This is a genomic window from Candidatus Effluviviaceae Genus I sp., from assembly GCA_016867725.1.
In the GTDB taxonomy this organism is placed as follows: domain Bacteria; phylum Joyebacterota; class Joyebacteria; order Joyebacterales; family Joyebacteraceae; genus VGIX01.
Window position 1 is genome coordinate 1 of sequence record VGIX01000042.1, and the last position, 13,728, is coordinate 13,728.

At 69.9% G+C, this 13,728-nt stretch carries 8 protein-coding genes; 5 read left to right on the top strand and 3 right to left on the bottom strand.

All coding sequences use genetic code 11. From position 1 onward, the window contains the following. The 5 genes from FJY74_08230 to FJY74_08250 form a co-directional block, all read left to right on the top strand. A partial coding sequence (locus tag FJY74_08230; protein ID MBM3308298.1) for a translocation/assembly module TamB domain-containing protein occupies positions 1-1,061 on the top strand: 1,061 nt, incomplete at its 5' end. Next, positions 1,024-2,889 carry a BamA/TamA family outer membrane protein gene (locus FJY74_08235; protein ID MBM3308299.1) on the top strand — a complete coding sequence of 622 codons (1,866 nt, stop codon included), beginning with the start codon at positions 1,024-1,026 and terminating at the stop codon, positions 2,887-2,889. The genes FJY74_08230 and FJY74_08235, both read left to right, overlap by 38 nt. A gap of 163 nt (positions 2,890-3,052) precedes the next feature. After that, the gene (gene groL, locus FJY74_08240; protein MBM3308300.1) at positions 3,053-4,678 is read left to right on the top strand and encodes a chaperonin GroEL; all 1,626 of its coding nucleotides are present in this window, start codon (positions 3,053-3,055) and stop codon (positions 4,676-4,678) included. A gap of 144 nt (positions 4,679-4,822) precedes the next feature. Next, the gene (locus FJY74_08245; GenBank protein ID MBM3308301.1) at positions 4,823-7,306 is read left to right on the top strand and encodes a valine--tRNA ligase; all 2,484 of its coding nucleotides are present in this window, start codon (positions 4,823-4,825) and stop codon (positions 7,304-7,306) included. A gap of 16 nt (positions 7,307-7,322) precedes the next feature. Continuing rightward, positions 7,323-8,423 carry a glycosyltransferase family 9 protein gene (locus FJY74_08250; protein ID MBM3308302.1) on the top strand — a complete coding sequence of 367 codons (1,101 nt, stop codon included), beginning with the start codon at positions 7,323-7,325 and terminating at the stop codon, positions 8,421-8,423. Here the strand turns inward: FJY74_08250 and FJY74_08255 are convergent. From FJY74_08255 to FJY74_08265, 3 genes are read right to left on the bottom strand one after another with little or no spacing between them, the layout of a single operon-like run. Continuing rightward, positions 8,420-9,457, bottom strand: a complete 1,038-nt coding sequence (locus FJY74_08255) for a phosphotransacetylase family protein (protein MBM3308303.1) — start codon at positions 9,455-9,457, stop codon at positions 8,420-8,422. The genes FJY74_08250 and FJY74_08255 overlap by 4 nt on opposite strands. Beyond that, positions 9,450-11,588 (bottom strand): acetate--CoA ligase family protein, encoded by a 2,139-nt coding sequence (locus FJY74_08260; protein ID MBM3308304.1) that lies wholly within the window; start codon positions 11,586-11,588, stop codon positions 9,450-9,452. The genes FJY74_08255 and FJY74_08260 overlap by 8 nt, the downstream gene beginning before the upstream one ends. 1 nt (position 11,589) lies before the next feature. Next, a complete protein-coding gene (locus FJY74_08265; protein ID MBM3308305.1) occupies positions 11,590-13,482 on the bottom strand; it encodes a GNAT family N-acetyltransferase in 1,893 nt (630 codons plus the stop codon). Between the last annotated feature and the right edge of the window lie 246 nt (positions 13,483-13,728).

The following is a 13,728-nucleotide window of genomic DNA, read 5'->3' on the forward strand; positions in this document are numbered from 1 at the left end:
GGGCGTCGCTCGGCCGCGGGCGCGTCACGGCGTCCGGCTTCGCCGAGCCGCTGGGCCCGGGCGCGCGCCCGTTCTGGCTGCGCGCCAACCTCGAGTCGCCGGAGTTCTCGGTCCCACAGACGCTCGACGCACGGCTGGGAGGGTCGGTGACGTGGGCCGGCACGGACGCGGCCTCTCGGCTGTCGGGCGAGGTCACGGTCGAGAGGCTCACCGTCACGCAGCAGGTCGGCCTCGGCGACATCATGGGAGGCGGGCCGGTTCGCTCCGTGCGGCCGCGCGCGGACGACAAGCGGGCGCGCGTCGCGCTCGACGTGGACGTCGCGGTGAAGGACAGGATCGGCGTGCGGAGCAACCTCGCCGATCTCGACCTCGCGGGCGCCCTCCATCTCGGAGGCACGCTCCTCGCGCCGCAGCTCTCCGGCGGCATGTACGCCGAGGACGGCACGTTCCGGTACCTGGACAACGAGTTCGTGATCGAGAACCTCAACGTGAGCTTCACCGACCCCCGCCGGCAGGACCCGTACGTGGACCTCCTCGGGACGGCGAGCGTCGTCTCGCGCTCGCGCGAGGAGTACGACGTCACGCTGCGCGTCACGGGGTTCGCGTTCGACGCGCTCCCCGAGCTCTCGAGCGCTCCGCCGCTCTCCGAGCCGGACGTCCTGGCGCTCCTGACGTTCGGGGACACGGTGGGCGAACTCGCCGCGGGGGGCGGCGCGGCGGTGGGCTCCTCAGGCGAGCGGCTCGGCGCGCTCACGCGGAAGGCGTTCCTCGGCAGCCTGTTCGGCGTGGCCGAAAGCACGATGGAGAGGCTCCTGGACCTCGACACCGTGGAGCTGGACCGCGAGGCGGCCGAGGCCGGCGACCTCGCGGGCGCTGAGCTCACGCTCGGCAAGCGGTTCGGCGACAGACTCCGCGTGGACTACCGGACCGCGCTCGGGAAGCTCGACCAGCGCGAGGTGGACATCTCCCTCAAGCTCACGCGCACCCTGTCGCTCGAGACCAGGGCGGACCCGGAGGGGAACCATGCCGTCGGCCTCAGGGCCAGTCTGCTGTTCGAGTAGGCGGGCCGTCGGCGGCAACGCGCTGCTCGCGCTCGCCGGCGTCCTCGCCGTCGCCGCGTGCCTCGCGGCGGCGCCCGGTCCGGCGGCGGCCGGCTCGCCGAACCCCGTTCTTGAACGCTGGCGCGTGGAGCGCATCCGGAGGCTCGGGCCGCTCGTCCGGGCCGTGCACTTCGTCGGCAACGAGACGTTCTCCGAGCGCGAGCTCCTGACCTACATGAGAACGACGCCCGGCGGGTTGTTCCGGGCGGTGCACCACTCCAGGGGCACGCTCGACCGAGATCTTGCGAACCTCGAGCGGTTCTATCGGTCGCAGGGTTTCCTCGAGGCGACGGCCGGCCTCGAGGACATCGCGCTCGCCGCGGACGGCCTGTCGGTCGAGCTCCTCGTCGGCATCGACGAGAGGGACCGGTGGCGCGTGACGGCGGTGGTCTTCGAAGGCAACCGGGCGCTCGACGAGGCCCTGCTGCGTTCGGTGATCTCCGTCAGGGAGGGCGATCCGCTCCTGTCGGAAGCGCTGGCGGCGGACCGGGACGCGGTCCTGAGCGAGTACGCCCGCCGCTCGTACCTGGACGCGCGCGTCGAGCAGACCGTCGAGCGTGACGACGACGCGCGGAGCGCGACCGTCCGCTACGCGGTCGTCGAGCGCGACCCGGCGACGATCGGCGGCATCGCCATCGAGGGCGCGCTGAAGACGCGCGACCACGTGCTCGAGCGCGAGTTCCGGTTCGCCGTGGGGCGCCTCTTCGACGTGAACGAGATCGGCGAGACGCAGGCCGCGCTCTACAGGACCGGCCTGTTCAACTCCGTTCGGATCGAGCCCGCGCCGGGAGACACCGGCAGGCCGGAGCGCCGCCTCCTGGTCCGCGTGCGCGAGCGGCCGAGCGTCAGGCTGGACCTCACCGCCGGGTACGCCGTCCTCGACGGGTACGAGGCCGGCTTCGAGGTGTCGAACCGGAACCTCCAGGGGCAGGCGACGACGGCCGGGCTCAGGGCCAGGGTCTCCGAGTTCGTCCGCGAGGCCGAGGCGTCGGTCGGCGACCCGTGGTTCCTCGGCGTCCCGCTCGCGGTGTCCGCCGGCGCGCGCTACGCTTGGCGCGACGAGAGCGCCTATGCGGCGGAGACCGTCGGGCTGGACGCCGGCGCGTCGAAGCGATTCGGCCGGTCGCTCACGCTCATGGGCGGCTACACGTTCGAGCGCACGGTCGTCCTCGAGACCGTGGAGGGCGGCGGGCTGGGCGCGAACTACACGAGCAACGTCACCGTGGGCGCCTCGCACGACACGCGCGACGACATCCTCAACGCGCGGCGCGGCGCGTTCGCCGGCGCGCGCGTGGACGTCGCGAGCTCGAGGCTCGGTGGAACGAACAACTTCGTGAGGACGGAGGTCTTCGCGCGCGGCTTCGCCCCGGTGGGCGGGCGCGTCGTCGGGGGGCTCGCGCTCCGCTTCGGCTGGATCCGGCCCGGGGAGGGCGGAGGCGTGCCGGTGAACGAGCGCTACACGGCGGGCGGGGACGGGTCGGTCAGGGGATACGACCGGAACTCCCTCGGGCCGTCCGCCGGCGGCGCGGCCGTCGGTGGGCTTGCGCTCCTCGAGGTCCGCGCGGAGGCCAGGGTGCGGGTCTGGAGGGGGTTCTCCGTGGTCGCGTTCGCCGACGCCGGGCAGGCCTTCGCCGAGACCGACGCCGTCCGGCTGGACGGCCTGGCCGTCGGCGCCGGCGGTGGCCTGAGGTACGACACCCGCATCGGCGTGCTCCGGTTCGACCTCGCGGCGCCCGTCACGGAGCCCGGGCCGTCGGCCTTCTACGTCGGCGTGGGACAGGCCTTCTAGGGCTCTCACGGGGCCCCTTCCGCCGCCCGCCGGCCGACCACCGGGACCCGCCTGAGGGGTTGCGCCGCCGCCGGCAAGCGTCTAGAATGTCTGGACGGTCCGCGACGGGTAGGTTGCGGGAAGCCGTCCTAGAGGGCCTGTCACTTCGAAGGGAGGAACACGCATGCCGGCGAAGGAGCTTCTGTACGGAGAAGAGGCGCGGCAGGCTGTGCTGCGAGGCGTGGAGCAGCTCAGCAAGGCCGTGAAGGTCACACTGGGTCCCAAGGGGAGGAACGTCGTTCTCGACCGCAAGTGGGGCGGGCCCCGCATCACGAAGGACGGCGTGACGGTCGCGAAGGAAGTGGACCTCGAGGACCGCTTCGAGAACATGGGCGCCCAGATGGTCCGCGAGGTCGCGTCGAAGACGAGCGACGTCGCCGGCGACGGCACGACGACCGCCACCGTGCTCGCCGAGGCCATCTACCGCGAGGGCCTGAAGAGCGTCACCTCCGGCGCCAACCCCATGTACGTCAAGCGCGGCATCGAGCGCGCGTCGCAGGCGGTCGTCGAGGAGCTCGAGAAGGCGTCGCGCAAGGTGCGCGACCGCAGCGAGATCTTCAGCGTCGCGAGGATCTCCGCCAACAACGACACCGCCGTCGGCAACCTGATCGCCGACGCGATGGACAAGGTCGGGCGCGACGGCACGATCACGATCGAGGAAGCCAAGAGCATCGAGACGACCCTCGAGGTCGTCGAGGGCATGCAGTTCGACCGCGGCTACGTCTCGCCGTACTTCGCCACCGACGCGCAGACGATGGAGGCGGTCGTCGAGAACGCGCACCTCCTCATCTTCGAGGACAAGCTCTCGTCCATGAAGGACCTCGTGCCGCTCCTCGAGAAGGTCGCGCAGTCGGGCAGGCCGCTCGTCGTCATCGCAGAGAACGTCGAGGGAGAGGCCCTGGCGACGCTCGTCGTCAACAAGCTGCGCGGGGTGCTGCCCTGCGTCGCCGTCAAGGCGCCGGGCTACGGCGACCGCCGGAAGGCCATGCTCGAGGACATCGCGGTCCTGACGGCCGGCACGTTCGTCGCGAAGGACCTCGGCCTCAAGCTCGAGGGGCTTCAGCTCTCCGACCTCGGCCGCGCGAAGAAGGTCATCGTCACGAAGGACGACACGACCATCGTCGAGGGCGCGGGCAAGAAGGCCGACATCGAGGGCCGCATCGCGCAGATCAAGCGCGAGATCGAGGACACGACGTCGGACTACGACAAGGAGAAGCTGCAGGAGCGGCTGGCGAAGCTCGCGGGCGGCGTGGCCGTGCTCAAGGTCGGCGCAGCGACCGAGCTCGAGATGAAGGAGAAGAAGGCGCGCGTCGACGACGCGCTCCACGCCACGCGCGCGGCGGCCGAGGAGGGCATCGTGGCCGGCGGAGGCGTCGCGCTCATCCGGACGCTCCCGGCGCTCGACAAGCTGCCGGCGAAGGACGCCGACGAGAAGACGGGGATCGCGATCGTGCGCAAGGCGCTCGAGGCTCCCCTCAGGCAGATCGCCGAGAACGCGGGGTACGAGGGCTCGCTCGTCGTGCAGCGCGTTCTGGAAGGCAAGAAGAACTTCGGGTTCAATGCGGAGTCGGGGGAGTACGGCGACCTCATCGAGCAGGGCGTGATCGACCCGACAAAGGTCGTCCGGATCGCGCTCCAGAACGCGTCGAGCATCGCCTCGCTCCTGCTCACGACGGAGTCGCTCGTGACGGAGAAGCCCGACAAGGACGAGCCCGCGCTTCCGACCCCGCCCGGCGGCGGGATGTACTAGGCGCCGCCCGCGCCGGCAGCGCGTTCCTACGGGCGCCGGCGCGCGGGTGACGGATCGGCCCGCGGAAGGACGCCATGACGGGCCCTCTCGTTCCCGGCGCGGAATGAGAGGGCCCCGCTGTTTCGACGGCCGGCGAGGGAGACCATGGAACTGCCGAAGCGCTACGACCCGAAGACCGCCGAGGCGAAGTGGCAGCGCGAGTGGGAGGAGCGCGGCCTCTACCGCTTCGACAGGCACCCCGACCGCCCCATCTACAGCATCGACACGCCGCCCCCGACGGTGTCGGGGAGCATCCACATCGGCCACGTGTTCAGCTACGTCCAGGCCGAGGTCGTCGCGCGGTTCTGGCGGATGAGGGGCTACAACGTCTACTACCCGTTCGGGTTCGACGACAACGGTCTTCCGAGCGAGCGGCTCGTCGAGAAGGAGGCCGGCGTCAAGGCGACCGACGTCGGGCGCGAGCGCTTCGTCCAGATGTGCCTCGAGCTCACGAAGCGCTACGAGGACGAGTTCAAGGTGTTCTGGAGGAGCCTCGGCCTGTCGGTGGACTGGACGCAGAACTACTCGACCATTGACCCGCTGTCGCAGCGCATCTCCCAGCGGTCGTTCATCGACCTCTATCGGAAGGGGCGGGTGTACCGGAAGGAGGCGCCGACGCTCTGGTGCCCCGAGTGCCACACCGCCATCGCGCAGGCTGAGATCGAGGACGCCGAGCGCTCCTCGACGTTCTTCGATGTCGCGTTCACGTGCGAGGGCAAGGACCTGGTCGTGTCGACCACCCGGCCCGAGCTCCTGCCGGCGTGCGTGGGGATGTTCGTGCACCCCGACGACGAGCGGTACCGCGGGCTCGTGGGGAAGGAGGCCCTGGTGCCGCTCTTCGGCCACGGCGTCCCCATCCTGGCCGACGAGCGGGCCGACCCGGAGAAGGGCACGGGCGTCGTGATGTGCTGCACCTTCGGGGACACGACGGACATCGCGTGGTGGCAGGAGCACGGGCTTCCGACGCGCATCGTGTTCGACGGGCAGGGCCGGCTCAACGATCTCGCCGGCGCCTACCGCGACCTCTCGATCAAGGACGCGAGGGCGCGGATCGTCGAGGACCTCGCGCGCGCCCGGGCGCTCCGCGGCGAGCGGCCGATCAGCCACGTCGTGAACGTGCACGAGCGCTGCGGGACCGGGGTCGAGTTCTCCGTCGCCACGCAGTGGTTCATCCGCGTGCTGGACATCAAGCAGGAGATCATCGACGCGGGCGCCGCCGTCCGGTGGTGCCCCGAGTTCATGCACACGCGCCTCCGGAACTGGGTGGAGAACCTCAAGTGGGACTGGTGCGTCTCGCGCCAGAGGTACTACGGCGTTCCGTTCCCCGTGTGGATCTGCGCGGCGTGCGGCGAGGTGGTCCTCGCGCGGGAGGACCAGCTTCCCGTGGACCCCACCGTGTCCCGGCCGCCGGTCGATGCCTGTCCGGCGTGCGGCTCGTCGGACCTCGCGCCCGAGCGCGACATCATGGACACGTGGATGACGTCGTCGTGCACGCCCTTCCTGAACGTCAAGTGGGGCGAGACGGACTCGCGCGCCGCCCGATTCGCGAAGTCCGAGGACGGCGCGGAGTACCTCATGGACCTGCGTCCTCAGGCGCACGACATCATCCGGACGTGGGCGTTCTACACGATCGTGAAGAGCGTGCTCAACGAGGGGAAGGTCCCTTGGCGCACGGCGATGATCTCGGGGCACGCGCTCCATCCCGACCGTGCGAAGATCAGCAAGTCGAAAGGCGGCGCGGCGCGGACGCCGAAGCAGGTCATCGAGGAGCGGTCGGCCGACTGCACCCGCTACTGGGCGTGCTCCACGAAGCTCGGGGTGGATACGGTCCTCGCGGAGGAGCCGCTCGACGCCGGTCACAGGCTCGTCGTGAAGCTGTGGAACGCGTCCCGGTTCGCCATCGGGCGCATCGCGGACCTCGACCCGGCGGCGCCCCGGCGGCTCGAGCTCATCGACCGCTGGCTGCTCGCGCGCCTGGCCGAGACCATCGAGCGCGCGACGAAGAGCTACGCGGACTGCGAGTACCACGCCGCGGTGGAGGCGGTCGAGGCGTTCTTCTGGCGCGACCTCTGCGACAACTACATCGAGATCGCGAAGCGAAGGCTGTACGGAGGCGAGGGGCACGACGCCGAGGGGCGGCGCGGCGCGCAGTTCGCCCTCTACCAGGCGCTGCTCGGCGCGCTCAAGATGCTCGCGCCCGTCATGCCGCACATCACCGAGGAGATCCACTCCCTCTTCTTCGCCGAGCGGGAGGGAACGGAGTCCATCCATACCGGCGGGTGGCCGGAGGCTCCCGCGGGGTGGCGCGACGCCGAGGCGCTCGAGGCCGGGCAGGCCGCGCTCGCGGTGGTGGAGGGCATGAGGAAGGTGAAGTCCACGCTCAAGGTGTCGGTCGCCGCGCCCCTGAAGGCGCTCCGCATCGCCTGCGACGACGCCGCGTGGGCGAGGATCGAACCGCTCCTTCCCGAGCTCCGCGACGTGGCGAACGCCGCCGGCGTGGAGCGCGCGGCCGAGGCCACGGCGTCGTTCGTGGAGACGCCGGTGCCCGGCGTCCTCGTCGAGGCCGAGCTCGCTCCGAAGGTGGACTAGTCACGGGGGCCTGCCGGTGGGCCGAAGGAAGAAGCCTCCGACGCTCCCCGACGTCCCAAAGGTCCTCGTCATCGAGACGGGGCTTCTGGGGGAGCTTCTCGTCGTCACGCCCGCGCTGAGAGCTTTCCGCAAGGCGTATCCGAACTCCAAGGTGACCGCGCTCGTCTCGCCGGGCTCCGCGCCGCTCCTCGTCGGCAACCCGGCGCTCGACAGGCTGCTGCCCGTGCCGAAGGAGCAGCGCTCGGGCGCCGTCCGCCTCCTTGCCCTCGCGGCGTGGATCAGGGCTCAGCGGTTCGACGCCGCGCTCGTCTGCCACACGTCGTTCAGAAGCGCCCTGCTCGCGGCGCTCGCGCGCGTGCCCGTCCGCGCGGGGCTCGCCTGCGAGGGGCGCGCCTTCCTCCTCACGCACAGCGCCCCGCGGGACCGCTCCGCCTACGAGGTGGACGAGCACCTCAGGGCGCTCTCGCTCCTCGGCGTGCCGCCCGACGGGCGCGCGCTCGAGCTTCACCTTCTTCCCGAGGAGCGCGAGGAAGCGGCTGGGCTCGTCGGCGACGCGCGCGGGCGCCTGGTGGCGCTTCACCCCGGGGCGAGCCGCGAGATCCGCCGCTGGCCGGTCGAGCGGTTCGCCGAGCTGGGGGCGGGGTTGCGGGCAGACGGCATCGAGCCGCTGTACGTCGCCGGTCCGAAGGAGGGCGCGCTGGCGGACGCCGTGCTGTCGTGGTGGCGCTCGCAGGGCCTTCCGGCCCCGAGGGTCGCGCGGCCCCGGACCGCGCGCGTCCTCGCCGCGCTCTTCGAGCGCGCGGTCGCGGTCGTCGCGAACAACACCGGGCCGATGCACGTGGCCGCCGCGGTCGGCGCGCCCGGCGTGTTCATCCACGGGCCGACGCCCGTGGCGCGCTGGCACCCGCCGGGCGACGCGTGGGTCGCGGCGGCGGGCGAGGGCGTGCCGTGCCGCCCCTGCGACTCGCCGACGTGCAGGGTGGGTCGCCTGCTGTGCATGGAAGCGGTGACGGTCGCGCGCGTGCGCGACGCGCTGGAGGGGCTCCTCGGCCGCGCCCGGGGCGGGCCGGCCGAAGGCGCCATCGTCGCGCCGCCCGCGGCCGAGGAACGCGGCTAGCCGGAGAACGCGTCGAGCTTGATGTGCTTCCTCGCAAGCTCGGTCAGAAGCTCGATCTTCCCCATCTCGTCCTTCCCCAGAAGCGGCATCATGCTGTCCACCTGACGCGCCGTCTCGTACGTGTCGAACGGCACGAGCAGGAGGGGCACGTTCTTCTCCTCGGCCAGCGCGATGATGTTCGGGGGCGGGAGGATGTCGTTCGTGAGGAGGACGCAGGCGGCGTTGTTCTCGAGCGCGATGAGGATGATCTCGCTGCGGTCGCCGCTCGTGATGACCATGATGTCGCGCTTCTTGAGCAGGGGGCTCTCGAGCGCGGCGTTCTGGGACATCGCGCCGATCATGAGCGTCCGCACGCTGCGGTTCATCTGCTGCTCGCCCGTGATGACCTTCGCGAAGAGGCCCTCGGCGATGTAGCTCACGGAGAGATACGTGAGCTCCTGCTCGAACGGGACGACGCCCGCGACGGGAACCCCGAGCTCCGCGATCCGCGGGAGCGTGAGGTCTCCGAACTCGACGAGGTCGCGCACCTTGTTGACGATCACGCCGCCGAACGGCACGTCGGGGGCGCAGACGGTGCTCTTCAGGAACGAGATGTCGTCGAGCACGGTGGTCCCTTCCCCCTGCACGACGGCGAAGAGCCTCGCGCCGGTGGCGCGGGCAATCGAGATCGGGTCCATGTGGACCGAGGCGCCGTAGGACATGTCGCGCCCGCCCTCGATGAAGACGACGTCCCGTCCCTTGCCCACCCGCTCCGCCGCCTCGGACACCCTGCGCCTCGTGTCCTCGGCGTCGGCCGTGAAGGAGAGCTTCGCGTGGTCGAAGCCGAGGCTCACGTCCTCGGGGTTGGCCTCGATCCCGAAGATGCTGGACACGAGCGCCGAGTCGTAGTCCCACAGGCGCTTCTTCCGGTAGAGCAACCGGTCGCCGAACGGCTTCATGTAGCCGACCTTGCCGCCGAGCGCCCTGCCGATCCCCACGATCATGCTCGTCTTGCCGGCGCCCTTGCTCACGGACGCCATCACGATCTCACGCATCTGCGCCACCTCGCGTCACATCGGACAGGATGATCCGGACGTCGACCGCCTTGACGCCGGAGCCGTGCTCGCACACGAACACGGGGTTGATCTCCATGTCGGAGATGCTCGGACACCGGTGGATCACCGTCCCGACCTTGACGATCGTGTCGACGACGGCGCCGATGTCCTTCTTCTCCTGGCCGCGCACTCCGAGAAGGAGGGGGTAGGAGCGCACGTCCTTCAGCATCTCCATGACCTCCTTCCTCGTCATCGGGAACGCGCGGAACGCCACGTCCTTGAGCACCTCCACGTAGATGCCGCCGAAGCCGAACATCACGACCGGACCGAACGCGCTGTCGCGGCGGCCGCCGACGATGAACTCGGAGTTGCCCTTGAGCATCTCGGAGATCTGGACCCCCTGGATCACCGCGTTCGGCATCCTCGTGCGGCAGTTGTGCAGGATGCCTCGATAGGCGTCGATCACCTCGTCGCGGTTGTCGATGTCGAGGGCGACGCCGCCCATGTCCGTCTTGTGGATGATGTCGCGGGAGACGACCTTCATGACCACCGGGTACCCGATGGACTCGGCGACCTTCACGGCCTCGTCGAGGTTGCGCGCCAGTCCGGTCTTGGGCATCGGAATGCCCATGAGCTCGAGGAGGCGCTGTCCCTCGTCCGCGAGGAACGACGAGCGCCGCTCCCGGTGCGCCCGAACGCACAGCTCCTCGATGGCGCCCACGTCGATGTCCGCCTCGAGGACGGCCTCGGGGCGCTCGTTGCGGCGCCGGTGGTAGGCGTACATCGAGCCGAAGCACGACACGGCGGTGTAGACGTCGGCGAACACCGGGACCGCCTTGCCGCGGAGGCTGAGGAGCGCCTTCTCCGTCATCTCGCCGCCGATGATCGAGAACGCGATGGGCTTGCCGCCCTCGCGGTAGCGCCGGCAGTTCTCCTGGATCATCGCCTCGAGGTTCTCCGCGTCGAAGACCGCCGTCTCGCAGTAGAGGGCCAGCACGGAGTCCACGCTCTCGCACGCGAGGGCGGCGTCGAGAGCCTTGTCGTAGTGCGTCGAGGTCGCCTGGCCCGTGAGGTCCACCGGGTTCTTGAGCGAGCCGAACTCTGGCGTGACACTCGAGAAGAGCTCCTTGAGGAGCTTCGGGTCGTCGAACAGGCGCACGCCGTACTTCTCGCAGGCGTCGGCCGCCATGACGCCGATGCCGCCGCCGTTGGTCACGATGAGCGTCCGCTCGCCCTTCGGCATGGGCGTGTCGGACAGGAACTTGCACCACTCGAACGCCTCGCCGATGCTCTCCGCGCGAAGGACCCCGCACTGCCGCACGACGTCGTCGAAGACCTCGTCCGATCCGGCCACGGACCCGGTGTGCGAGGCCGCCGCGATGGCGCCGCGCTCCGAACGGCCGGACTTGATGATGACCACGGGCTTCTTCCGCGTGGCGCTCCGGAGCGCCGAGACGAACCGCTCGCCCTTCTGGACGCCCTCGACGTACATGAGGACGACGCTCGTGCCCTCGTCGGCGACGAGGTAGTCGAGGAGGTCCGCCTCGTCGATGTCGGCCTTGTTGCCGACGGAGACGATCGCCGACAGGCCGATGCTCTCGACGGCGGTCTTCCCGATCATCGAAAGCCCGATCGCGCCGCTCTGCGTCACGATGGCGACCTTGCCCGGGGCGATCTTGCTCGGTCCGAAGGTCGCGTTCATCGCGGCCGGCCGCGAGTACACGCCGAAGATGTTCGGGCCGAGGACGCGCATGCCGCGCTCGCGCGCGTAGGCGACGATCTTGCGCTCCTCCTCGCGGTTCCCGACGTCCGAGAAGCCCGAGGAGATGGCCATGCAGAACTTCACGCCTCGGTCGGCGCAGCCCTTCACGGCCTCGAACACGAACTTGGCCGGGACGACGACGCACGCGAGGTCGAGCTCGTCGCCGGGGATCTCGGCCACGCTCCGGGACACCGGAAGCCCGAGGATCTCGCCGCCCTTCGGGTTGACCGGATGGAGCGCGCCCCGGTATCCGCTCGCCACGATGTTGGAGAGGATCTTGTAGCCGATCTTCGACGGGTCGTGCGAGGCGCCGATGATCGCGACGCCGCGCGGCTCGAACAGGTGCTTGATGTCGGGAAGGGCCGCCATGCTATCCCCTGAAGGCCATCCTGAGTTCGTAGACGCCGGCCTCGTGCCGCTTCTTGGTGTCGAACCCCATGCTCTCGAAGAGCGGGAGCATCGGGAGGTTGTCCGCCAGGACCTCCGCGGTGAACCCCAGGAGACCCGCTCTCTTGGCGAGCTGCGTGAGGTACGACAGAAGCTCGTGGCCGATGCCCATGTTCTGGTGGTCGTCCCTCACGACGAAGGCGACCTCGGCCGTGTACGTGCTCTCGGCGATCCCGTACTGCCCGAGGCCGACCACGTCCTCCTTCTCGTTCTCCTGCACGATCGCGAGGATCACCATCTGCCTCGTGTAGTCGATGGGCGTGAACTCCTGCAGCCGTTCGTGCGGCATGTCCTTGCGATGCGACATGAACCGCCTGTACATGCTGTCGTCCGAGAGCGAGTAGAAGAAGTCCTTGAGGAGCGGTTCGTCGCTGATCTTCACGGGCCTGAGGAACACCTCGACGCCCACCTTCGTGGTGCGGTAGGTCTCGAGCTCGACGGGGTACTCGCCTCGCTTGCCGGGGATGAACGCCTGGTCCCTGTAGATGATGTTCCGCTTGCGCGCCTCTTCGATGAGCCACGGCCTGAACTTCGGGTGGGCGATGGCGATGAGCTCCATGGCCCGCTCGCGGATGTTCTTGCCGTGCAGGTAGGCGATCCCGTACTCCGTGATCACGTACTGCGTGTCGCACCTGTTCAGCGTCACCCCCGCGCCCTCGCTCAGGGACGGGACGATGCGCGAGACCGTTCCCCGCTCGGCCGTCGAGCTCATCGCGAGGATCGTCCTCCCGCCCTCGGCGAGGACGGCCCCGCGCATGAAGTCGGCCTGCCCGCCGACGCCGCTGAAGAACTTCCTCCCGAGCGAGTCCGCGGTGGCCTGCCCGGTGAGGTCGATCTCGAGCGCGCTGTTGATGGCGACCATGTTCGCGTTCTGCGCTATGGTCTTCGGGCTGTTGGTGTAGTCGATCGCGCGGAACTCGACGGCGGGGTTGTCGTGGATGTACTCGTAGGTGCGCCGGGTTCCCATGCAGAACGTCGCGACGGACTTGCTCCGGTGGATCGTCTTCCGGGAGTTGTCGATGACGCCGAGCTTCATGAGGTCCACGAGGCCGTCGGAGAAGAGCTCCGTGTGCACCCCGAGGTGCTTCTTGTCCTTCAGGTTGGCGAGAATGGCGTTGGGCAGGCTCCCGTAGCCGACCTGGATGGTGTCGCCGTCCTGGACGAGGCGGGCGACGTACCGGCCGAGCTCCTGCGCGATGTCGCTTTCGGGCACGTTCGCGTACTCGAGGAGCGGCTCGTCGTGCGGGACCAGGAACGTCACGTCGCTGACGTGCACGAACCCCTGGCCGTGGGTCCTCGGCATGAAGGCGTTGACCTGCGCGATGACGAGCGTGGCGCGCTCGACGGCCGCCTTCACGATATCCACGCTCACGCCGAGGCTCATGTAGCCGTGTGAGTCGGGGAGCGACGTCTGGATAAGCGCGACGTCGATCGGGACGAGGCCGCGGCGGAAGAGGTCCGGGACCTGCGAGAGCGACACGGGGCTGTAGTCAGCCAGCCCCTCGTTCACGGCGTCGCGCGTGTTGTTGGCGATGAAGAACGAGTTGTGCCGGAAGTTCTGGCGGAACTTCGCATCGGTGTATGGCGCGACGCCGAGCGTCCAGACGTGGAAGATCTCCGCGTCGAAGAACGCGACCGGATGGGCGGCGACGTAGTCGACGAGGGCCTTCACGAGATACTGGGGCTCGCCGCAGCCGGTGCCGACGAAGATGTGGCTGCCCCGGTGGATGCGCCTGAACGCCTCTTCCTCCGGCGCGAACTTCTCCGGGTGCTTCGTCCGGAGGTCGTCCAGACTGGAGTGAGCCTGGTCTGACACTCTGCACCTCGCTCCGGGCCTTCGCCGGAAGGAACACGGGGGCCGCCGAGGGGGCGCCTTGCCTGACTGGCAGGAGTGGGCAAACGATGTACTTCTACTCGATGTCCGCGGCCCAGTCAACCACGGGAGTGGCCCTTGCCAGGTCTGCGTCTGCGCGCCGGTGTCCGTGTGAGCGGCGACCGGGATTCGGCAGCAGGGTCCGCGGGCCTTCCGCTCTCTCCGGTTGCCGGGGCGGCGGCCGGCGGG